This is a genomic window from Bacillus sp. 2B09 (assembly GCF_003946835.1).
Lineage (GTDB): Bacteria > Bacillota > Bacilli > Bacillales > Bacillaceae > Bacillus > Bacillus altitudinis.
In genome coordinates, this window is the sequence record NZ_RPSG01000007.1 from 51,721 (window position 1) to 74,693 (window position 22,973).

Below are 22,973 nucleotides of genomic sequence, written 5' to 3' on the forward strand. Positions count from 1 at the left end.
AAACTGAAATCAATGTTCCAAGCACCTGAAAAAGGTGAAGGGAAACCAAAATTAACGAAGCACCATTACTTACTGCTTGTCTTCATCATCGGCGTGTCATTCATGTTAGTCAGTCAAATTTTGTCACCGCCATCAAGCAAACAAGAGGCTGCTGTTCCTGCGTCTGAAAAAACATCCTCAGAAGAGCAGGCGGTGTTCAAACCATCCTCTTCAGGTAAGTCAAACAACTCGATAGAGGATGTTGAACAAGAATACGAAAATCAGCTGAAAGAGATTTTAGAAACGATCATTGGTGTTGAGGATGTTTCCATCGTGGTAAATGTAGACGCAACCTCTTTAAAAGTGTTTGAAAAAAACAAATCCAATAAAAGCACTACAACCGAGGAAACAGACAAAGAAGGCGGCGTGCGAAGTGTCACGGATCAAACAAAAGAAGAAGAGATTGTCATAATTAAAAATGGAAATGAAGAAACACCTGTTGTTGTCCAAACGAAAAAGCCAGACATTCGAGGTGTCCTCGTTGTTGCTCAAGGAGTAGACAACGTTCAAATAAAGAAAACCATCATTGAAGCGGTTACACGAGTGCTTGATGTACCGAGCCATAGAGTGGCTGTTGCCCCTAAAAAAATCAAGGAGGATTCGGAATGATGTTAAAAAAACAAACGGTTTGGCTATTAACGATGCTAAGTTTAGTTGTCGTATTAAGTGTGTACTATATCATGTCTCCACAAGGTGAGAATGCTGTGACAGTAGAAGATACAAAATCAAAAGGAATGGAAGAGAAAAAGGCTGAGCCAGAAAAAGGGACTGACAAAGGAACCGAAAAGGGTACAGAAGACAAATCAACTGACAAAGAAAGCAATGCGAAACAAGAAGATGTTGAAACAAGTGGAGAAGAAGGAAAGGCTGTTTCAGAGCAGACCGACGATGAACTTTTCACAACCTACAGACTTGAACTTGAAGATAAGCGCAGCAAGCAGCGTGAAGAGTATAACGAAATCGTGTCTAGCGATGATGCAACAGCGCAAGAGAAAAGTGAAGCTTATGATCAAATGACAGCGCTTAGTGAGGCAGAAGGAACAGAGCGTCAGCTGGAGACATTAATCAAAACAAAAGGATATAAAGATGCGCTCGTCAGTGCAGAAGGAGATAAAGTGAACATCACGGTTCGTTCTGATAAAAAATCAAAGTCCCAAGCAGCAGATATTATTGATTTGGTCACAAAAGAAATGAGAGGGCTTGATAACGTAGCCGTCACTTTTGAGCCATCGAATCAATAAAAAATGCACAAGCGCCCTTTTTTGAAAAGGGCGTTTTTTCATGCGGGTTGACGCCCTTTTTCAGGTGCTTGCGCGAGGTGTCTCATCACATTAATAGTTGAATTCAACGAAATCCTCCTGTAAGATGGTTATAGTATGTACTTTTAGTACTAGCCTATAAAAAAAGATAAATCCATACATAGGGGTGCAAATCCATGTTAAAAATTGAAGAGATTCATGAACTAATTAAATTAATTGACGAATCAACAATTGATGAATTTACGTACGAAAATGAAGGTGCAAAAATCAAGTTAAAGAAAAATAAAGAAGTCGTTCAGCAAGTTGCGGCACAAGCACCAGTGGCTCCTGTCCAAGCAGCTCCAGCTCAACAAGCTCCTAAAGCACAAGCTCCAGCTCAGACCGAAGCCCCTGCACAAGAGGCAACTGCGTCTGAAAACCTGCATAAAATCACATCCCCAATGGTTGGCACATTTTACGCTTCTTCTTCACCAGAAGCAGATCCATATGTGACAACAGGTTCTAAAGTGAAGGAAAACTCAGTTGTATGTATCGTTGAAGCGATGAAACTGTTTAATGAAATCGAAGCAGAAGTAAAAGGCGAAATCGTCGAAGTATTAGCTGAAAACGGTCAGCTTGTAGAATTCGGACAACCCCTCTTTCTAGTGAAAGCAGAGTAAGGAGTACGATCATGATTAAAAAGCTATTAATTGCAAACAGAGGAGAAATCGCAGTTAGAATCATCCGTGCTTGTAAAGAGCTTGGAATTGAAACAGTTGCGGTATTTTCTGAAGCGGATCGTGATGCGCTGCATGTTCAAATGGCTGATGAAGCATATTGCATCGGACCGACTGCTTCAAAAGATAGTTATTTAAATGTGACAAATATTGTCAGTGTGGCAAAACTAACAGGTACAGATGCCATCCATCCAGGATATGGTTTCCTTGCTGAAAATGCAGACTTTGCAGAGCTTTGCGAGGAATGTAATGTCATCTTTGTTGGACCAACTGCTTCAGCAATTTCCAAAATGGGAACGAAAGATGTGGCAAGAGAAACAATGAAGCAAGCTGGAGTTCCAATTGTCCCTGGTTCTCAAGGAATTGTAAAAGATCTTGATGATGCTGTTTCAACAGCAGCTGGTATTGGGTATCCTGTCATTATTAAAGCAACTGCAGGCGGCGGTGGTAAAGGTATCCGTGTGGCTCGCACAGAAGAAGAGCTCATTAACGGTGTCACCATCACGCAGCAGGAAGCAGCACAAAACTTCGGGAACCCAGGTGTCTATTTGGAGAAATTCATTGAAGACTTTAGACACGTTGAAATTCAAGTCCTTGCTGATCAGCATGGGAATACCATTCACTTAGGTGAACGTGATTGTTCTATCCAAAGAAGAATGCAAAAGCTTCTGGAAGAAACGCCATCACCTGCACTAAATGCAGATATTCGTGAGCAAATGGGTGAAGCTGCCGTAAAAGCAGCCGAAGCTGTTGAATACACAGGTGCTGGAACGGTTGAATTCATTTACGATTATAATGAAGAGAAGTTTTACTTCATGGAAATGAATACACGTATCCAAGTAGAGCATCCTGTAACGGAAATGGTCACTGGTGTTGATTTGATCAAAGAACAGATCAAAGTAGCTTCTGGTGAAAAGCTTTCCCTTACTCAAGAGGATGTTGTATACGAAGGATGGGCGATTGAATGTCGTATTAATGCAGAGAACCCTGAGAAAAATTTCATGCCTTCTGCTGGTGAAATTAAAATGTACCTTCCGCCAGGCGGTTTAGGAGTACGTATTGATTCTGCCGCTTACCCTGGTTATGTGATTCCGCCATATTACGATAGTATGATTGCGAAAGTGATCACATATGGTAAAACGAGAGAAGAAGCAATTGCAAGAATGAAACGTGCGCTTCAAGAATTCGTCATTGAAGGAGTCTACACAACGATTCCATTCCACCTCAGATTACTAGAGCACGAAACATTTGTGAGCGGTAATTTTAATACGAAGTTTTTAGAAACGTATCAAATTATGAAATAATAACAGCTTTCGGAGGTGAATGATCGTGTCAGAAAACAATTTGCTTGAAATGAACCTTGATGAAGATCAATTGGGAAAAGTGCAAATTGCGCCAGAAGTGATTGAAGTCATTGCTGGGATCGCTGCATCAGAGGTCGAAGGAATTGCGGAAATGCGCGGCAACTTCGCTGCTGATGTGGCAGAACGCTTTGGGAAGAAAAATCACCGTAAAGGTGTGAAAGTAGATGTCTCTGATGAAGGCATCACAATTGATGTGTATTGTGTGGTTGAATTTGGCCTATCCATTCCAAAGGTATCCACTGCTGTTCAAGAAAATATCCGTCAAACCCTTTTAAACATGACGGCCTTAACGATTAATGAAATTAACATTCATGTCGTTGGCATTCAATTTGATACAAAAACAGCTGAAGCTGAAGTTGATCAAGAAATGTAAAAAGGGTTGAAGTGAAACCAAGGAGGCATTGCCTCTTTGGTTTTTTAAAGCCCATTTTTGGGAAAATTCCACATGATGATTACGTCACGCATGGAGTGATTCGTTTTTCGTCACAGCTCGCATGGATCTTGGTGCGACTGCGGTCAAAATATGTTATGATCTCTGTATGGCTTAACGACAAGCGGATAAAGTGGTTAAAGGAGTAAATAATGAAAAGAAGAACTGCAAGAGAAAAGGCGCTACAAACATTATTTCAAATTGATGTCAGCAATATTGATCCGAAAGAGGCCATTACACATGCGCTGGATGAACAAGAATCAGATCCTTTTTTCGAGGAACTGGTTTTCGGTGTGCTCGAACAAAAGGACAAGCTCGATGACATGATTTCACAGCATCTTGTGAATTGGAAACTTGATCGTATTGCGAACGTAGACAGAGCCATTTTAAGGCTGTCTGTGTACGAAATGGTATATCAAGAAGATATCCCGGTGAGTGTTTCAATGAATGAAGCCATTGAACTGGCTAAATTGTTCGGTGACGATAAGGCGCCGAAATTTGTAAATGGTGTACTTTCAAACATTAAAAACGACCTAAAGCAACAATAGGAGGATTCGACATGACAGCAACAATCATCGATGGGAAAGAAACAGCAAAAGAAAAGCGTGAACAATTAGCAAAAGAAGTAGAAGAGCTAAAACAAAAAGGAGTCACACCTGGTCTTGCCGTTATTCTAATCGGTGATGATCCGGCTTCACTTTCTTACGTACGCGGGAAGAAAAAAGCAGCAGAAGCCATGGGCATGCATTTCCAGCTTGATCATTTAGATGCTTCTTTAACAGAAGAGGAATTGCTAAAGATGATTGATCAGTACAATGCGAATGATCAATTCCACGGAATTCTTGTTCAGCTTCCACTGCCAAAACATATTTCTGAAAAAGCCGTCATTGAACGAATTTCACCAGAGAAAGACGTAGATGGTTTTCATCCGCTGAATATCGGGAAAATGCTACTTGGAGAAGACACATTCCTCCCTTGCACACCAGCAGGTATTGTTGAATTATTGAACAAAACAGGTGTGGATCTCTCTGGAAAAGAAGTGGTCGTTGTAGGACGAAGCAATATCGTCGGCAAACCAGTTGGACAATTGCTACTAAACGAAAATGCAACCGTCACCTACTGTCATTCAAGAACGGCGAACATTTCAGAACATACGTTAAAAGCGGACATTTTAGTTGTTGCCGTCGGTCGAGCAAACTTTATTAAAGCTGACCAAATTAAAGAAGGCGCTATTGTCATTGATGTAGGAGTCAATCGTCTAGAAACAGGGAAACTTGTAGGGGACGTTGACTTTGAAGCAGCAAAAGAAAAAGCTTCATACATCACACCAGTCCCTGGCGGAGTGGGTCCAATGACAATTACGATGCTTGCACACAATACGGTTAAATCAGCAAAACGTACATTATCATAAGCTTGATCCATTCATCCACCTGCGTGCTGCCGGTGGATGAATGTGCGTTTTTGAAGAGGAGGAATACGTCATGAGTGAAAAAGCCTTTGTGACGGTCACAGCCCTTACAAAATACATAAAAAGAAAATTTGATGTTGACCCTCATTTAGAAGATATTTGGATCAAAGGTGAGTTATCAAATGTGAAGATTCATTCAAGAGGGCATGTTTATTTCACCTTAAAGGACGAAAATGCACGTATGCAAGCCGTCATGTTCCAGCGCTCCGCGTCCAAGCTGCCTTTTTCACCAAAGAGCGGGATGAAAGTGTTCGTACGAGGCGGAATTCAAGTCTACGAACCGAGCGGAAGCTATCAATTATATGCAAAAGAAATGCAGCCTGATGGTGTTGGTGCTCTTCATCTTGCCTATGAAGAGCTGAAGAAGAAACTAGCAAGTGAAGGCTTATTTGATGAGCGCTATAAAAAAACAATTCCTGAATTTCCAGAGGTTGTTGGTGTTATTACATCCCCAACAGGAGCAGCTGTTCGAGATGTCATTACCACGATCAATCGGCGCTATCAGCAGGCCAAGATCATTGTGCTTCCGGCATTAGTCCAAGGAGAAAATGCTCCGCGTTCGATTGTGGAACGGATTAAAGAAGCCAATGAAAAACAGCTTTGTGATGTCTTGATTGTCGGGAGAGGCGGAGGATCGATTGAAGAACTTTGGGCCTTTAATGAAGAAGCAGTCGCAAGAGCGATCTTCGCATCAGACATTCCAATCATTTCTGCGGTTGGGCACGAAACAGACTTTACCATTAGTGATTTCACTGCAGACATGAGAGCACCCACACCAACAGGAGCAGCAGAACTAGCTGTTCCAAGCACTGCCGACTTAATCGAACGAATCAAATCAATCGACATTCGGTTAACAAGAGCGGTAAAAAATCGAACGTCACAAGCAAAAGACCGTCTTGTGGCACTTCAATCCTCCTATGCTTTCCGTTTTCCAAAACGATTACAAGAGCAAAAAGAGCAGCAATTCGATATGGTATTTGATCGTTTTCAAAAACAGCTGACAAGACAAATGGAACAAAAACGCAGTCAACTTGACCGCCAAACATATAGACTGAAGCCGCTTCATCCAAAAGAACAGCTGCTTCAGGCGAAAAAACGCCATGCCAATGAAACAGAACAGCTCGTTCGGAGCATGAATGTGCAAATGAAATCAATTCATTCGCAGTTCCAATCGGTTCTTGGTAAACTAAATGCATTAAATCCGCTTCAAGTCATGGAAAGAGGCTATAGTTTAGCCTATAAAGAAGATGAGCTCATTAAAAGTGTGAATCAAGTAGAAACGAAGGATCAACTGACGATTACAATGAAGGATGGACGTCTGATTTGTGAGGTTATTGAGAAGGAGGGCAATCATCATGACAGAATCAAATAAACAAAAAGAAGAACAAATGACATTTGAAGAGGCCATGAAAGGACTTGAAGAGATTGTGGGAAAGCTCGAAGAAGGCGATGTACCGCTTGAACAAGCCATCCACTATTTCCAAGAGGGCATGACACTCTCAAAACTTTGCCATGAAAAATTACAGCATGTTGAAAAGCAAATGGATTTCATTTTGAAAGAGGACGGTGAACTGGCTCCTTTTTCTGTGAAGGAGGCAGATGCTGGTGACAAGTAACTTAAACGAATTTTTAACAACACGAAAACAAGCAATTGAAGATTATTTATTTACATATGTGCAGGAATTGTCTATTCCAGAAGAGCTGAAATCTTCTATGCTTTATTCTCTGAAAGCTGGCGGAAAAAGACTGCGTCCTGTGCTTGTTCTTGCTCTTTTAAATGCGTATGGAAAAAGGGAAGAAGACGGTATACCAGTAGGCTGTGCAGTGGAAATGATTCATACGTATTCGTTGATACATGATGATCTTCCTTGTATGGACGATGATGATCTGCGCAGAGGAAAGCCGACCAACCATAAAGTATACGGCGAGGCAACAGCTGTTCTTGCAGGTGATGCGCTGCTCACTGAAAGCTTCCGTCTGATCACATCGCAATTATCTGACGATGTACCTGCTGATCAAAAGCTTCGAATCATCGATGAACTTGTTACATCAGCAGGTGCACTCGGAATGGTTGGCGGGCAATTTGATGATATGGAAGCAGAACAGAAACAAATCCCTCTTTCTGAATTAGAATCGATTCATGCCCGCAAAACAGGAAAGCTACTCACCTTTAGTGTGGTTGCTGGTGCGATACTGGCAGGTGCACCTGATGATGAGATCGAAAAGCTGAGAGAATTCAGCTATCATATTGGCATTGCTTTTCAAATCCGTGATGATATTTTAGATCTTGAAGGCAGCGAAGAGAAAATAGGAAAGCGGATCGGCTCCGATACAGCAAATGAAAAGTCGACATATCCTTCTTTATTAACGCTTTCAGGAGCAAAAGAAAAGCTGGATGAACATATCACTCGTGCGAAAGAAATTGTCTCAAATCTTGAGTTGGAGCAAAACTTGCTGCATGATTTATGCGATCTGATTGCCTCACGAGATCACTAAAAACAGCCTAGATTTGAGGGTCCTCGAGCAATTGTGGTAAACTGTAAACAGTTTATCATGATGAGACAACTCTTATTCCTGAATTGGTTTTCATAGGAATAAGGCATTATATATGTAGATAGAAATTTTGTTGAAAGCGAGTTGATCCTGATTGGATCTTTTATCAATAAAAAATCCAACGTTTCTAAAAGGAATGTCAAATGCAGAATTAGAGGAGCTGAGTGCGGACATTCGCACGTTTTTAATTGAGTCGTTAGCGAACTCTGGTGGGCACATTGGTCCAAACCTTGGTGTCGTTGAACTTACTGTTGCACTTCACAAAGTATTTGACAGCCCGAAAGACAAATTTCTTTGGGATGTTGGACATCAGTCTTACGTTCACAAGCTGTTAACTGGAAGAGGCGCCGAGTTTGATACACTTCGTCAGTATAAAGGGCTCTGCGGGTTCCCTAAACGAAATGAAAGTGAACATGATGTTTGGGAAACTGGACACAGTTCAACCTCATTATCTGGTGCAATGGGAATGGCGGCAGCGCGTGACATTAAAGGAACAGATGAATACATTCTCCCGATTATCGGCGATGGTGCACTAACCGGCGGTATGGCGTTAGAAGCACTGAACCATATCGGGGATGAAAAAAAAGACATGATTGTGATCTTAAACGACAATGAAATGAGTATTGCGCCAAACGTTGGGGCGATCCATACAATGCTTGGCAGACTACGTACAGCTGGTAAATACCAATGGGTAAAGGACGAGCTTGAATACTTATTCAAGCGTATCCCAGCAGTAGGAGGGAAGCTTGCTGCAACAGCAGAACGTATCAAGGACAGTCTGAAATATTTGCTTGTCTCTGGTATGTTCTTTGAGGAAATGGGTTTTACTTACTTAGGACCAGTAGATGGACATTCCTATGAAGATTTGTTTGAGAATCTTGAGTACGCAAAGAAAACAAAAGGCCCGGTTCTCCTTCATGTCATCACGAAAAAAGGAAAAGGCTATAAGCCGGCCGAATCTGATAAGATCGGCACATGGCACGGAACAGGACCATACAAAATCGACACAGGTGACTTTGTAAAACCGACAGCAGCTGCACCGTCATGGAGTGGTCTCGTCAGTGAAACCGTCAGAAAGCTTGCACGGGAAGATGAGCGGATTGTCGCAATTACACCTGCAATGCCCGTTGGCTCAAAGCTTGAAGGATTTGCAAAAGAATTCCCTGAGCGAATGTTTGATGTTGGAATTGCAGAGCAGCACGCTGCAACAATGGCAGCCGGACTTGCTACACAGGACATGAAGCCATTTTTAGCGATTTATTCAACATTCCTCCAAAGAGCCTATGACCAAGTGCTGCATGATATTTGCCGTCAAAATCTCAATGTGTTCATTGGAATTGACCGTGCAGGTCTTGTCGGTGCAGATGGAGAAACACATCAAGGTGTGTTTGACATTGCTTTCATGCGTCATATGCCGAATATGGTTCTCATGATGCCAAAGGATGAAAATGAAGGACAGCATATGGTCAACACAGCCATTCAATATGATAATGGTCCAATCGCCATGCGCTTCCCGCGTGGAAATGGACTAGGCGTCAAAATGGATGAACAGCTGAAAACCATCCCAATTGGTTCTTGGGAAGTTCTTCGTCCCGGGAAAGATGCTGTCATTTTAACATTCGGTACAACCATTAAAATGGCGCTGCAGGCAGCAGAAGAACTGCAAAAAGAAGGAAAATCAATTCGTGTTGTCAATGCACGTTTCATTAAGCCTCTTGATGAAGGCATGTTAAATGAGATACTGTCTGAAGGTTTGCCAATTTTAACAATAGAAGAAGCGGTGCTTCAGGGTGGATTTGGCAGCAGCGTATTAGAATATATTCACGATAAAAAAGCGTCTCATATAAAAGTAGAACGTATGGGCATTCCAGATGAATTTATTGAGCATGGAAGTGTCGATGCGCTACTTGAGGAAATTGGACTGACGAAAACACAGGTTGCTGAAACGTTACGTGACCTGCTTCCCGCAGCACCAAGAAAAGGAATTGGATCATGACATCAAAGAAAGAACGACTTGACGTTTTATTAGTCGAACAAGGACTAATGGAAACGAGAGAGAAAGCAAAACGCGCCATTATGGCAGGGATCGTTTACTCAAATGAAAACCGTTTGGATAAGCCAGGAGAAAAAATCGCTCGTGATACCCCGTTGACTGTGAAGGGGAATCCGCTGAAATATGTCAGTCGAGGTGGGCTAAAGCTCGAAAAGGCACTTCAAGAATTTGATTTAACCGTTGAAGGAAAGCTTTTAATTGATATCGGCTCATCAACAGGGGGATTTACAGATTGCGCACTCCAAAATGGAGCAGTCAAATCCTATGCTGTGGATGTTGGCTACAATCAGCTTGCGTGGAAATTACGACAGGATGATCGGGTGATCGTCATGGAACGCACCAACTTCCGCCATTCTGTTCCGGCAGATTTCACCGAAGGATTACCAGAGGTTGCATCTATCGATGTATCATTTATCTCGCTCAAACTCATTCTGCCCGCATTAAAACATATTCTTATCCCAGGCGGCGACTGTATTGCGCTAGTGAAGCCGCAGTTTGAAGCGGGCAGAGAGCTTGTTGGAAAAAAAGGCATTGTGCGAGAACCTTCTGTACATCTTGGTGTGCTAGAAGAAATGAATCAATTTGCTGCAAAAGAAGGCTATGATGTAAAGGATGTTTCTTTTTCACCCATTACAGGCGGAGATGGAAATATCGAATTTCTCCTCCACTTGGTCCTGCATCCCGATCAAGAAGAGAATACGGCACTTCCAGTATCTGAACTTGAAAAAGTCGTCAAAGAAGCCCATGCCGTATTGAAAGAAAAGAAAAACAGTCCTGAGCCGGCTGACACATGAATTATTGAAACAAAAGGAATAATAGCTCGCTATTATTCCTTTTAGATTGTTGACAAAGGGCTAAAATGAACTTGATTTTAGCCCTTTGTCTTCTTTTCAGCGTGATAGAAAACCTTTGCAGTCTAGGAAGGACGAGTACTGGCGCGGAGCGAATTTGGCATTCGTGAGCACCAGAGCGCAGGACTGACAAAGAATGCGAGGGTTTGTCTACATGCTGAACGAAATAATAGCTCGCTATTATTCCTTTTTACATGGTCAAAAGATCAGAATTAACCGTCTCTCACGTAATGCTTGTTTTTTGAAGTGTGCATCATATAACATAGAACGTAAAGACAAACTGAGATTCTAACGCCTAGGGGGGTCAAAATGAACAAAGGTCAAAGACATATTAAGATTAGAGAAATTATCGCAAGTCAAGAAATCGAAACACAAGACGAATTAGTCGATATTTTGAAAGCGGATGGATATAACATCACACAGGCGACCGTATCAAGAGATATCAAAGAACTGCATTTAGTCAAAGTGCCAACAAATAACGGAACATATAAATACAGCCTTCCTGCAGATCAGCGGTTTAACCCGCTATCAAAATTAAAGCGTTCCTTAATGGACGCATTTATTAAAATGGATGCTGCCAGTCATTTAATCGTTCTAAAAACAATGCCTGGGAACGCTCAAGCCATCGGTGCTTTAATGGATAATTTAGATTGGGAAGAAATTATGGGAACCATTTGTGGGGATGATACCATCTTAATCATTTGCCGCACGCCAGATGATACGGATACCGTTTCGTCTAAAATTTTAGAACTTCTATAAAGAGATCAGGTTTACAAAAAGAGGTGTCAAATGAGTGTTAGCAGAACTAACCATTAAAAACTTTGCAATCATTGAGGAGTTAACGGTTTCGTTTGAAAAAGGACTCACAGTTCTAACAGGGGAAACAGGTGCCGGAAAATCAATCATGATTGACGCTGTCTCACTTCTTGTAGGGGGAAGAGGATCATCCGAATTTGTCCGTTATGGCGAAAAAAAAGCAGAGCTGGAAGGTCTTTTTCTTGTACCAGCAGATCATCCTGTATTTGCCCTTTGCGAGGAGCAAGGAATTGATGCATCTGATGAAATGATGATTCTTCGCCGTGATATCAATCAAAGCGGGAAAAGCATTTGCCGCATTAATGGGAAGCTTGTCACCATCTCGCTTTTAAGAGAAGTTGGCCGTCTTTTGCTTGATATACATGGACAGCACGATAATCAGCTGTTAATGGAAGATGAAAATCATTTACATTTGCTTGATCAATTTGGAGCAGAAGAAATTGCACCTGCTCTCTCACAGTATCAAGAAGCGTATGATCAATATATGAAGACGGCGCAAAAGCTCAAACAGCTGTCTGAAAATGAACAGGAAATGGTTCACCGGTTAGACTTATTGCAATTTCAGCTGGAAGAGATTGAAGCGGCACAATTAGAGCCTGGGGAAGATGAGAAGCTTCAAGAGGAACGTCATCAAATCAGCAATTTTGAAAAAATCTTTTCCTCACTTCAAAACGCATATAATGCTCTGCGTAATGAGCAGGGAGGACTTGATTGGGTTGGGATGGCTTCAAGCGAGCTTGAGCAAGTTTCTGAGATCAACGACGATCTGAAAAAGCTCTCTGAGCAAGTGTCAAACTCCTATTATTTATTAGAAGATTCTACTTTTCAAATGCGCAGCATGCTTGATCAATTAGAATTTGACCCAGCCCGTCTTGATTTTATTGAGTCTAGACTAAATGAGATGAAGCAGCTGAAGCGAAAATACGGCACAACCGTTGAGGAAATTTTAGAATATGCGGCTAAGATTGAAGAGGAGATAGACCAAATCCAAAATCGAGACAGCCATTTGCAGACACTTAAAAACAAACTTGATGCGATAAGCCGGGATGCATTGCTTGAAGCGCTTAACGTGTCAGAGCTCCGTAAAAAATGGGCGAAAAAACTGGCGAAGCATATTCAAGCTGAATTGAAGGATTTATATATGGAGAAGTCTTCTTTTGATACCGCTTTTACGATTCGATATGCACCTTTTGGCAGTACGGACTGCCCGCTTTTAGATGGAAAACCCGTACAGCTCGGAAAAAATGGCATAGATCAAGCGCAATTTGTCATTTCTACAAATCCGGGTGAACCGATGAAATCTTTGTCAAAAGTAGCATCTGGAGGAGAAATTTCACGTGTCATGCTGGCAGTGAAAAGTATTTTCTCAGCGAAACAAGAAGTGACGTCCATTATATTTGATGAAGTGGATACGGGTGTTAGCGGCAGAGTCGCACAAGCCATTGCTGAAAAAATTTATAAAGTAGCAGCAGGCTCACAAGTACTCTGTATTACCCATCTTCCGCAAGTCGCAGCAATGGCTGATACACATCTTTTTATTTCTAAACGCGCTAAAGCTGGTAGAACAATGACGAACGTCAAACCACTCAGTGATGATGAAAAAGTGAGTGAAATTGGCCGAATGATTGCTGGTGTAGAAGTCACTGAGCTCACAAAACAGCATGCAAAAGAATTACTGCACCAAGCAAAAGATGTCAAAACGACAGGGTAGCTGAAACAACAGCTGCCTTTTTTATATTGTCTCATATTCGCCGTATATACGCATGAAATCGTCTTTTTCTTTTATCAATTTATCCAATCATTTTCTAAAGGTGTCGGTTATAAATCCTCGCTAAGAAGGCAAAAGTAAAGATGTAGCCAAAACATTAATGTTCTGGTGTGGGTAAGGAGCGAGGAGAGTGAAAAATGAATGCCCGAAAAGATGAGAAAAGCCATTGGTGTGATTCTCCTTGTTTCTTTAATAAGTACAGGGTTTATGAGCATAGTGAAGGAATATATCAGCATTCCAACAACTGTCGCAGTATTTGAACACGAGAAGCATTCGATTGATACATCCATTGAAGCGTCAGCCAATGCTTCTTCACCAGCCTTTAGTCTTTCAGAGAAAAAGAATCAACTTGAAGTAACGGGACAAAAGGCGGGAAAAGCCGAAATTGTTTATGATTTTAAAGGATTTCCTATTAAGAAAACAAAAGTCGATGTTCTTCCCGAATTAAAAGTCATTCCTGGAGGACAATCCATTGGCGTCAAACTCCATTCTGTCGGAGTTCTCGTTGTCGGTTTTCATCAAATCACAACAGCAGACGGCAAAAAATCACCAGGTGAAGCTGCAGGCATTCAATCAGGGGATATGATCATTGAGATCAATGGTCAGAAAATGGAGAAGATGAATGACCTCACCCCATTTATTCAGAAAGCCGGAAAAACGGGGGAAACCCTTCATTTACTCATAAAAAGAGACCATAAAACCTTTCAAACGACATTAACACCCGCGAAAGATGCAAGTGAAGGTACTTATCGAATCGGTCTTTATATTCGTGATTCCGCAGCAGGAATCGGGACGATGACCTTCTTTGAACCATCTTCTAAAAAATATGGCGCCCTTGGGCATGTGATTTCTGACATGGATACAAAAAAACCAATCGTAGTCGACAATGGTGAAATTGTCAGATCAACCGTCACATCCATTGAAAAAGGGACAGGAGGCAACCCTGGAGAAAAATTGGCCAGGTTTTCTTCCGAAAGAAAAACGATAGGTGATATTTCACGTAACAGTCCATTCGGTATATTTGGTACGTTAACCGAAAAACTTGAAAATCATGTAGCAGACAAACCACTTCCAGTCGCATTATCAAGTGAAGTAAAAGAAGGTCCAGCCGAAATATTAACGGTCGTGGACCATGATAAAGTAGAGAAATTTGATATTAAAATCGTCAGCACAACACCACAAAAATTCCCGGCAACAAAAGGAATGGTGCTTAAAGTAACAGATGAACGCTTATTAAGCAAAACGGGCGGGATCGTTCAAGGAATGAGCGGTAGTCCGATCATCCAAAATGGCAAAGTCATTGGAGCGGTCACTCACGTGTTCGTCAATGACCCGACAAGCGGATACGGCGTACACATTGAATGGATGCTGTCAGAAGCAGGAATTGACCTTTATCAAAAAAACAAAAAAGCAAGCTGATGAAAAACTGCCGCGAATCTTCCGGCAGTTTTTTTCTACCCTTTCTTTCTCTTCCATCATGTTATAAAATAAGGAAAAAGAGATTTTTCGACAAAATGGAAAACAGTGTGTTGTCAAATTGCAATAATCGTCGATTCATTAAGAAAAACGTAGAAAAAGCTAGATAATGCTCTATTATTCGGAAAATTAAACTTTTTTAAAGGGGATAGCATGGTTTTGTCGAATTGAACACTCAGAAGAGAAATGCAAAAGACTAAGGAATCGACATTGGGGAGGAAAGAACGTGGAGAAAATTAAAGTGTGTGTAGCTGATGACAATCGAGAACTTGTTGGCCTTTTGACAGAGTATATTGAGGGACAGGAAGATATGGAAGTACTTGGCGTGGCGTATAATGGTCAGGAATGTCTGACATTATTTAAAGATAAAGAGCCCGACGTTCTCCTCTTAGATATTATCATGCCTCATTTAGACGGTCTTGCTGTACTGGAACGCCTCCGTGAAAACAATGAAATGACCAAACAGCCAAGTGTCATTATGCTGACGGCTTTCGGACAAGAAGACGTAACGAAAAAAGCAGTCGATTTGGGCGCATCCTATTTCATTTTGAAACCATTCGATATGGAAAACCTCGTAGGTCATATTCGTCAAGTCAGTGGAAACGGCACACAAGTCAGCCGTCGATCTTCATCTATCCAAAACAGTGTCCTTCGCAGCAAACCTGAACCGAAACGTAAGAACTTAGATGCGAGCATTACGACGATTATTCATGAGATTGGCGTGCCAGCTCATATTAAAGGTTATTTATACTTAAGAGAAGCCATTTCGATGGTGTACAATGATATTGAACTACTCGGCAGTATTACAAAAGTATTGTACCCAGACATTGCAAAGAAATTTAACACGACAGCCAGCAGGGTAGAACGAGCGATTCGTCATGCCATTGAAGTGGCTTGGAGCAGAGGGAATATTGACTCCATTTCGTCACTCTTTGGCTACACAGTCAGCATGTCAAAAGCCAAACCGACCAATTCCGAATTTATTGCCATGGTGGCTGATCGACTGCGTTTAGAGCATAGAGCAAGCTAAGTCACCTTCCATAAAAAAACGTTTCTTTAATGAGGCGTTTTTTTATTTTCGTAAAATATTGCTAAAAAATGGTTGTGTTGATAAAATCATCTTTAATGTTTAAATTGGACAAACGGGCTGCTTTATTTTCAGAATAAAATGAAAAATAAAGCATGAAAGAAATGAATAGGACATAAAATAGTGGTAATCAGCTACGCTAATCAATTGGCTTATAGAAGAAGAAAACGCTCATTCGTAAGAAAAAGGATGAGAGGAAAAGGTCTTATGTAATTAGTAAATAAAGTAAATGAGATCGAAAGTTCTATTTCTATTGACCTGATTGGTTGGCGTTTTAAAGTCACTGGCTTCTTAGAGATTGTGCCATTTGAACTGAATATTCCCATTGTCGAATTTAATAATTTTCACATTCTTTTACTATGCTATAATAATGAAAAGAAGAGGGTGAGGTTATGGGAAAGCTGAAAATCCACTCTGCTGAGGTTGCGAACGAAATTAGCAAGTGGACGAGGGTCATTTCTCAGAATGACCTAGAAAAATCTGCTGTCTATAAAGAGAAAATTCAGAATTTGCTAAAAAATACAGATGAGGATCGAGAAGTTCTTCTTTATTATCAACTAGTCGACGGCAGACATGAAATGTTACTTGGAAATATTGAAAAAGCCAATCAGATTATGAAAAGTGTCGGAACGCTGGATGAAAAAGCAGATGACATTATTAATTTTTATTTTTACTTTTATAAAGGCCAATATGCTGCCTATGTCAAAAAATATGATGAGGCGATTAGTTTTTATAAGATTGCTGAGCAGCGGCTAAAACGTGTGAATGAAGATCTTGAAGTCGGAACTTTTCATCATAAAGTCGCTTCCATTTATTACGAACTGAAGCAAAATTTCATTTCCATTAATCATATTAAAAAAGCCATTGATACGTTTAAAGCGCATGAGGAATATACCGCACAGGCGATTGACAGCTTGATTTTACATGCAAGCAACTGTATTGATTTACTACAGTTTGATGAAGCTGAGGAAAAGTACCAAGAGGCACTTGAGAAAAGTAAGCGCATTAACAATGAAGTGCTGATTGGGAAGTGCTATCACAATTTAGCGGTTCTTTATTACGCAAAACATGATTATGAAAAAAGTGCGCAATACGCCAAAAAAGGGATGAGCATTCAAATTCATCGCGACAATAGCCATTATTTCATCCAATCTTTATATGTTCTCGCAAATGCCTTAGTTCATTTAGGAGATCATGAGGCGAAAGAATATATTAAAGAGGGGATTCAATATAGTTGCGATATCCAAAATAATGAATATATAGTAAAATTTGAAATTTTGGATTTGATGTGCGAAAATAGTGGAGCAGCAGACGTATTCTCTGAAAAATTAGACTACATAGAAAAAAATAGATTATATGTGGAGCTTGAGGATTTGTCTGAACAAATATCGAAATACTTCAAGGAACGAAATGATTATCAAAATGCCATTCGTTTTCTTGAAAAGAAATTCGATGCACAAATACTTCAAAAGAAAGTGGAGGTTATCTTATGAAAAAGTTGTTGTTAGGTGTAACAATCGTTACAGCAGTCGCAGTTGTTTCTTCCCTTTTTGCTCTTGACGCAGAGACGACAGAGCAAGCCATCAGAGCGATTACGTGATCGAATTTACCTGTCAACCTCTTCTCTCTTATCAGAAGAGGTTTTTTTATGTGCTCAAACTGGCAAAACAAAAAAAGACACGTCATAATATAGGTAATCATCATATTTAGAGGTGGCATATGACGAAAATTTTTGCACATAGAGGGTTTAAAGGAAACTATCCAGAGAACACCATGATTGCCTTTGAGCACGCACTCCATTCTGGAGCGGATGGGATTGAGCTTGATGTTCAGCTCACCAAAGACGGCAGACTAGCTGTCATTCACGATGAAAAGCTGAACCGAACGACCAATATGAAAGGGTTAGTGAAAGACTATACATATGAAGAGTTAAAAAGAGGAGATGCGAGTCATTCTTTCTATGAAGAAACGGGTGCGGTCTCCATTCCTCTATTAGAAGAAGTATTAGAGCTAGTGACGCAGAGACCATCCTTTATGATCAACATTGAATTAAAAAACTCTATTTATCGATATCCAGGGATTGAAGAGAAAGTAAAAGAGCAAATTGAGCACTTTCAAATAGAGGATCGAGTGCTTGTCTCATCATTTCATCACGGCAGCTTAGCTCTTTTTCACAAGCTAATGCCGCACATTGAACTGGCGGTCCTCACAATGGATGTGATTCATCAGCCGGACATGTATTTAAAAACAATCCCGGCAAAGGGCTACCATCCGAATATAAAGGGCGCTGGGGTGACAAAAGAAGTAGTAGCCGCTCTCCATGCGGACCAACAAGTGATTAGACCGTTTACTGTAAACAGTGAGAAGCAAATAAAAAATATGTTGACCTTGGGTGTTGATGGAATCTTTACAGATTTTCCTGATCGAGCCGTCAAAATAAGAGAAGAAATGAAATAAAGACCCGCTATCAACAGCGGGTCTTTTTCATGATTACCTTTGCTTAAAACGAGTTGTTACTTTATTTCGTTTACGGTCTCTATATAAAATAAATCCTGCAACAACATAAAGACCTCCCCCTAAAAATAACAACCCTGCAATTCCTTGCAGCCATAAATATGGAAATGGTGCAATGATGATGCCGAAAACAGTGTCACGCAGCAGCTTAATGCCAAGTGCTGCAAAGGCTCCAGGTATTAAAATAATCACTAATGCCAGTATTCTCCCCATCAAATGTCCCCTTAAACGTCATTTACTTCCATTGTCTAATTCAAAAAATATTTTGTCAAGAAAGGAAAACGTGGTAATATAGGTGTTGTGCAATTTTTTGCAACGGAAAAATATGGTGTGCAAAATTTTTCATATAAAGGGGTAACGGGATGCAGAGAGTCTTGATTGTCGGTGCAGGACAAGGTGGATCAGCACTGCTTGAAACATTGCTGAAAACAAATACGGTTCAAATCATTGCGATCGCCGACCTTGATCTCGAGGCACCGGGGATGGATGAAGCGAAAAAGAATGGAATTGAGACGACGACGGATTGGAAAGAATACATAAAAGATGACATTGATATCATCATTGAAACTACAGGCAGTTCTGCTGTACTGAAAGAATTAATTGAACAAAAACCAGAGCATGCTGTGATTGTGCCAAGCTCGATGGCATACGTCATGTCAGAATTAATGGCAGAGAAACAACAGCTTATTCAAATATTGAAGGAACAAACCTATAAACATGACCGCATTTTTAATGCAACGAACGATGGCATGATTTTTATTAATATGGATGAAGAAGTGGTCCTGTTTAATCGATCGGCTGCCAAAATGGTGGGGTGTTCGCAAAAGGATGCGATTGGCCGTCACATTCGAGAAGTGATTCCGAACACAAAACTTCCCGATATATTAAGGTCAAGGGAGCCGGAATTTAACCAAAAGCAATTTTTGAATCAGCAAATTCAAATTGTGACCACCCGTCTGCCGATTATTGATGACGCGGGGAGAATGTTAGGTGCTTTATCCATCTTTAAAGACATTACAGATGCGGTGGAGCTTGCGGAAGAAGTGACAAACCTCAAAGAAGTAAGAACGATGCTTGAGGCGATTATTCAATCATCAGATGAAGCCATATCGGTTGTCGATGAGCAGGGGAAAGGTATTTTGATCAACCGTGCTTATACGAAAATGACCGGTTTAACGGATAAAGAGGTCGTAGGTAAACCAGCTGGTGCTGATATTTCCGAAGGGGAAAGCATGCACTTAAAGGTGCTTGAAACAAGAAGACCTGTTCGTGGCGTCAGAATGAAGGTTGGTCCAAATAAAAAAGATGTCATCGTCAATGTAGCACCTGTTATTGTGGACGGCATTCTAAAAGGCAGTGTCGGCGTCATTCACGATGTATCCGAAATTCAATCATTGACGAATGAATTAAATAAAGCAAGACAGCTCATCCGAACACTTGAAGCAAAGTACACATTTGAAGACATTATTGGAGAAAGTGAACAAATGCTTGTCGCACTTGAGCAGGCAAAGCTGGGTGCAAAAACGCCGGCAACCATTTTACTCCGCGGAGAATCAGGTACTGGGAAAGAGCTGTTTGCGCATGCCATTCACAATGAAAGTGATCGCAAGTACAACCGCTTTGTCCGTGTCAACTGTGCTGCCTTATCAGAAACTCTTTTAGAGTCAGAACTGTTTGGCTACGAGGAAGGAGCGTTTTCTGGTGCAAGGCGAGGCGGGAAAAAAGGGCTGTTTGAAGAAGCCAATCAAGGCAGCATCTTTTTAGATGAAATCGGTGAAATGACGCCAAGTACACAAGCGAAATTGCTGCGTGTCATGCAAGAAAAAGAAATTGTTCGGGTAGGCGGAACGAAAGCGATACCGGTTGATGTGCGTGTGATCACAGCGACAAATGTCAATATTGAAAAGGCGATGGCAGAAGGTAAGTTCAGAGAGGATTTATATTATCGAATGAACAGATACCCGATATCGATCCCACCGCTCAGGCAGCGTCTCGAAGATATTGAATCATTAAGTAAACGCCTCATCCAAAAGATCAATTTAGACTATGGGCGAAACGTCAGCGGCTTAACAGATCGTGCGCTTCATAGACTTCGATCATATAGCTGGCCAGGCAACGTGAGAGAGCTTGAAAATGTGCTTGGACGAGCGATGATCTTTTTGAATCCGCAAGAAGAATGGATCGATGAAGCGCATATCGCCTTCATGGAGTCAGACGAGCATGAGGAAAAAGAGCAGCAGGAACTGGCTGTTAGTCAATTTGAGGGGGAGACGCTCTCAGATGCTGTAGAAGCATTTGAAGCGCAGCTGATCAAACAAACCCTTGAAAAACATCAATTCAATCGCACAAAAACAGCGAAAACGTTAGGGATCAGCATTCGAAATCTTTACTATAAAATGGATAAGTATCAGCTTGCAAAAGATAGCATGCAGTAACATGCACGTAACCTGCAAGAAATTGCATAATTTCTTTGCGGAAAGGCTTATTTTTCACACATTTCAAGCTGGCACGGAACTTGCATATAAAAAGAGGAACCGAGCACAAGGAAAGGTGGGCAAGTATGAAGCTTGACGATCTGATTATCAAAGCCTCGCAGCTGCAGAATAAAACAGCGGCTGTGGCTCATGCAGAAGACGAAGAAGTGCTTCATGCCATCAAAATGGCAATCGAACGAAAAGTCGCTCGCTTCCTGCTGGTTGGAAACAAACGCAACCTAAAGGAGCTAGTCAAACAGCATGAGATTAATGAAGACTGGATAGATATTATTCATTCAGATTCACCCGAAGAATCTGCCAAAATTGCCGTTCAGGCAGTAAGTGAAAATCATGCAGATATTCTCATGAAGGGGCATGTCCCGACAGCCGTACTGTTAAAAGCTGTCCTAAATAAAGAATATGGGCTTCGGACAGCGAGTGTCCTTTCACATGTTGCAGCCTTCGAAGTACCGGGCTTTGACCGTTTTATCTATGTGACGGACTCTGCGATGAACATTGCGCCTGATTTAAATATGCTGAAAGAAATTACGGTGAATTCCGTTCAAGTCGCACAAGCTGTCGGAAATGATATGCCCAAAGTGGCGGTATTATCAGCGGTAGAAGTCGTAAACCCAGCGATGGATTCGACGCTCACAGCTGCAAGCCTTGCGCAAATGAATCGAAGAGGTCAAATTTCTGGCTGCCTGATTGATGGACCGCTGGCTTTAGATAATGCCATTTCTCAAACGGCAGCTTCTCATAAAAATATTACGAGTGATGTGGCTGGTCATGCAGATATTTTGCTTGTGCCAACCATTGAAGCAGGCAACATTCTTTATAAATCTCTCATCTACTTTGCTCATGCAAAAGTGGGAGCTGTGGTGGCAGGAGCGAAAGCACCGATTGCTTTAACAAGCCGGTCTGATTCAGCTGAAAGCAAGCTCTATTCAATTGCACTTGCCATCTGTACATCTAATTAAGCGAAAGTATTAGGAGGAATAGAAAATGGAACTTTTTAAATATATGGAACGATACGATTATGAACAGCTTGTATTTTGTCAGGATGAACAGTCTGGTTTAAAAGCCATCATTGCCATTCATGATACAACACTTGGGCCAGCACTCGGCGGAACAAGAATGTGGACATATGAAAATGAAGAAGCAGCGATCGAAGATGCCTTGCGTCTTGCAAGAGGTATGACTTATAAAAATGCGGCGGCAGGGCTTAACCTTGGCGGCGGTAAAACGGTCATCATTGGTGATCCGAGAAAAGACAAGAATGAAGAAATGTTCCGTGCTTTTGGCCGTTACATTCAAGGATTAAATGGCCGTTATATCACCGCTGAAGATGTCGGTACAACGGTAGAAGATATGGATCTTATCCATGAAGAAACAGACTTTGTCACAGGCATCTCTCCTGCATTTGGTTCTTCAGGAAATCCATCTCCAGTGACTGCTTACGGTGTATATAAAGGCATGAAAGCAGCTGCAAAAGCAGCATTCGGTACAGATTCATTAGAAGGAAAAACAATTGCCGTTCAAGGTGTTGGAAACGTGGCTTACAACCTATGTAAACACCTGCATGAAGAAGGCGCACAGCTTATCGTCACTGATATCAACAAAGACTCAGTTCAGCGAGCTGTAGAAGACTTCGGTGCAAAAGCGGTAGACCCTGATGATATTTATGATCAAGAATGTGATATTTACGCGCCATGTGCACTCGGTGCAACCATTAACGATGTGACGATTCCTAAACTAAAGGCAAAAGTCATTGCAGGTGCAGCGAATAACCAGCTGAGAGAAACACATCATGGAGATCTTATTCATGAAATGGGCATTGTGTACGCACCGGATTATGTGATCAATGCAGGCGGTGTGATTAACGTTGCAGATGAGCTTTATGGCTATAATGCCGATCGTGCAATGAAAAAAGTAGAAGGCATTTACCAAAACATTGAGCGAGTGATTGAAATCTCTAACCGTGATGCCATTCCAACTTATAAAGCGGCAGACCGATTGGCTGAAGAACGGATTGAAAGAATGCGCAAATCAAGAAGCCAATTCCTGCAAAATGGTCAACATATTTTAAGTCGTCGCTAAATGGA

The 22,973-nt window shown here is 41.3% G+C and carries 22 protein-coding genes; 21 read left to right on the plus strand and 1 reads right to left on the minus strand.

Annotated elements, in window-relative coordinates; genetic code table 11:
* Nucleotides 1-12: 12 nt before the first annotated feature.
* From spoIIIAG to EBQ12_RS14430, 18 genes are all read left to right on the plus strand, one after another.
* Complete coding sequence (gene spoIIIAG / locus EBQ12_RS14345; RefSeq protein ID WP_430384053.1) at nucleotides 13-648, plus strand: stage III sporulation protein AG; 636 nt, start codon at nucleotides 13-15, stop codon at nucleotides 646-648.
* On the plus strand, nucleotides 648-1,280 hold the full coding sequence (locus EBQ12_RS14350) for a SpoIIIAH-like family protein (protein WP_164511659.1): 633 nt from the start codon (nucleotides 648-650) through the stop codon (nucleotides 1,278-1,280). Before spoIIIAG ends, EBQ12_RS14350 begins: the two co-directional genes overlap by 1 nt.
* Before the next feature lie 194 nt (nucleotides 1,281-1,474).
* On the plus strand, nucleotides 1,475-1,957 hold the full coding sequence (gene accB, locus EBQ12_RS14355) for an acetyl-CoA carboxylase biotin carboxyl carrier protein (protein WP_019743732.1): 483 nt from the start codon (nucleotides 1,475-1,477) through the stop codon (nucleotides 1,955-1,957).
* A gap of 11 nt (nucleotides 1,958-1,968) precedes the next feature.
* Complete coding sequence (accC, locus tag EBQ12_RS14360; RefSeq protein WP_008342217.1) at nucleotides 1,969-3,318, plus strand: acetyl-CoA carboxylase biotin carboxylase subunit; 1,350 nt, start codon at nucleotides 1,969-1,971, stop codon at nucleotides 3,316-3,318.
* Nucleotides 3,319-3,343: 25 nt separating this feature from the next.
* Nucleotides 3,344-3,751, plus strand: coding sequence for an Asp23/Gls24 family envelope stress response protein (locus tag EBQ12_RS14365; protein ID WP_017357965.1), 408 nt, complete (start codon nucleotides 3,344-3,346; stop codon nucleotides 3,749-3,751).
* 209 nt (nucleotides 3,752-3,960) lie between these two features.
* Nucleotides 3,961-4,356 carry a transcription antitermination factor NusB gene (gene nusB / locus EBQ12_RS14370; RefSeq protein WP_012010530.1) on the plus strand — a complete coding sequence of 132 codons (396 nt, stop codon included), beginning with the start codon at nucleotides 3,961-3,963 and terminating at the stop codon, nucleotides 4,354-4,356.
* 11 nt (nucleotides 4,357-4,367) lie between these two features.
* Nucleotides 4,368-5,219 carry a bifunctional methylenetetrahydrofolate dehydrogenase/methenyltetrahydrofolate cyclohydrolase FolD gene (folD, locus tag EBQ12_RS14375; RefSeq protein WP_007501171.1) on the plus strand — a complete coding sequence of 284 codons (852 nt, stop codon included), beginning with the start codon at nucleotides 4,368-4,370 and terminating at the stop codon, nucleotides 5,217-5,219.
* A 70-nt stretch (nucleotides 5,220-5,289) separates the two neighbouring features.
* Nucleotides 5,290-6,648 carry an exodeoxyribonuclease VII large subunit gene (gene xseA / locus EBQ12_RS14380; RefSeq protein ID WP_057079322.1) on the plus strand — a complete coding sequence of 453 codons (1,359 nt, stop codon included), beginning with the start codon at nucleotides 5,290-5,292 and terminating at the stop codon, nucleotides 6,646-6,648.
* Nucleotides 6,632-6,892, plus strand: a complete 261-nt coding sequence (locus EBQ12_RS14385; RefSeq protein WP_003215880.1) for an exodeoxyribonuclease VII small subunit — start codon at nucleotides 6,632-6,634, stop codon at nucleotides 6,890-6,892. The genes xseA and EBQ12_RS14385 overlap by 17 nt, the downstream gene beginning before the upstream one ends.
* Nucleotides 6,876-7,772: a polyprenyl synthetase family protein gene (locus EBQ12_RS14390; RefSeq protein WP_206761467.1), complete on the plus strand. Its 897-nt coding sequence runs from the start codon at nucleotides 6,876-6,878 to the stop codon at nucleotides 7,770-7,772. Before EBQ12_RS14385 ends, EBQ12_RS14390 begins: the two co-directional genes overlap by 17 nt.
* A 151-nt stretch (nucleotides 7,773-7,923) precedes the next feature.
* Nucleotides 7,924-9,825, plus strand: a complete 1,902-nt coding sequence (gene dxs, locus EBQ12_RS14395; RefSeq protein WP_125590450.1) for a 1-deoxy-D-xylulose-5-phosphate synthase — start codon at nucleotides 7,924-7,926, stop codon at nucleotides 9,823-9,825.
* Nucleotides 9,822-10,676 (plus strand): TlyA family RNA methyltransferase, encoded by an 855-nt coding sequence (locus EBQ12_RS14400; RefSeq protein WP_007501164.1) that lies wholly within the window; start codon nucleotides 9,822-9,824, stop codon nucleotides 10,674-10,676. The genes dxs and EBQ12_RS14400 overlap by 4 nt, the downstream gene beginning before the upstream one ends.
* Nucleotides 10,677-11,042: 366 nt before the next feature.
* A complete protein-coding gene (ahrC, locus tag EBQ12_RS14405) occupies nucleotides 11,043-11,492 on the plus strand; it encodes a transcriptional regulator AhrC/ArgR (RefSeq protein WP_007501163.1) in 450 nt (149 codons plus the stop codon).
* 34 nt (nucleotides 11,493-11,526) lie between these two features.
* The gene (recN, locus tag EBQ12_RS14410; RefSeq protein WP_125590452.1) at nucleotides 11,527-13,260 is read left to right on the plus strand and encodes a DNA repair protein RecN; all 1,734 of its coding nucleotides are present in this window, start codon (nucleotides 11,527-11,529) and stop codon (nucleotides 13,258-13,260) included.
* 198 nt (nucleotides 13,261-13,458) lie between these two features.
* Nucleotides 13,459-14,736: a SpoIVB peptidase gene (spoIVB, locus tag EBQ12_RS14415; RefSeq protein WP_008342225.1), complete on the plus strand. Its 1,278-nt coding sequence runs from the start codon at nucleotides 13,459-13,461 to the stop codon at nucleotides 14,734-14,736.
* Between the two features lie 283 nt (nucleotides 14,737-15,019).
* On the plus strand, nucleotides 15,020-15,823 hold the full coding sequence (gene spo0A / locus EBQ12_RS14420) for a sporulation transcription factor Spo0A (RefSeq protein WP_125590454.1): 804 nt from the start codon (nucleotides 15,020-15,022) through the stop codon (nucleotides 15,821-15,823).
* 449 nt (nucleotides 15,824-16,272) lie between these two features.
* Complete coding sequence (locus EBQ12_RS14425) at nucleotides 16,273-17,373, plus strand: Rap family tetratricopeptide repeat protein (RefSeq protein ID WP_007501159.1); 1,101 nt, start codon at nucleotides 16,273-16,275, stop codon at nucleotides 17,371-17,373.
* A 226-nt stretch (nucleotides 17,374-17,599) separates the two neighbouring features.
* The gene (locus EBQ12_RS14430) at nucleotides 17,600-18,337 is read left to right on the plus strand and encodes a glycerophosphodiester phosphodiesterase (protein ID WP_125590456.1); all 738 of its coding nucleotides are present in this window, start codon (nucleotides 17,600-17,602) and stop codon (nucleotides 18,335-18,337) included.
* Between the two features lie 33 nt (nucleotides 18,338-18,370).
* On the opposite strand, the gene EBQ12_RS14435 is transcribed toward EBQ12_RS14430, so the two are convergent.
* A complete protein-coding gene (locus tag EBQ12_RS14435; RefSeq protein WP_017357960.1) occupies nucleotides 18,371-18,607 on the minus strand; it encodes a DUF2627 domain-containing protein in 237 nt (78 codons plus the stop codon).
* A gap of 149 nt (nucleotides 18,608-18,756) precedes the next feature.
* Here EBQ12_RS14435 and EBQ12_RS14440 point away from each other — a divergent pair, with 149 nt between their 5' ends.
* The 3 genes from EBQ12_RS14440 (at nucleotide 18,757) to bcd (ending at nucleotide 22,968) form a co-directional block, all read left to right on the plus strand.
* Nucleotides 18,757-20,829 (plus strand): sigma-54 interaction domain-containing protein, encoded by a 2,073-nt coding sequence (locus tag EBQ12_RS14440; RefSeq protein WP_017367572.1) that lies wholly within the window; start codon nucleotides 18,757-18,759, stop codon nucleotides 20,827-20,829.
* Nucleotides 20,830-20,954: 125 nt separating this feature from the next.
* Nucleotides 20,955-21,848, plus strand: coding sequence for a phosphate butyryltransferase (gene yqiS, locus EBQ12_RS14445; protein WP_008342231.1), 894 nt, complete (start codon nucleotides 20,955-20,957; stop codon nucleotides 21,846-21,848).
* A gap of 25 nt (nucleotides 21,849-21,873) precedes the next feature.
* Complete coding sequence (bcd, locus tag EBQ12_RS14450; RefSeq protein ID WP_007501155.1) at nucleotides 21,874-22,968, plus strand: branched-chain amino acid dehydrogenase; 1,095 nt, start codon at nucleotides 21,874-21,876, stop codon at nucleotides 22,966-22,968.
* Nucleotides 22,969-22,973: the final 5 nt, after the last annotated feature.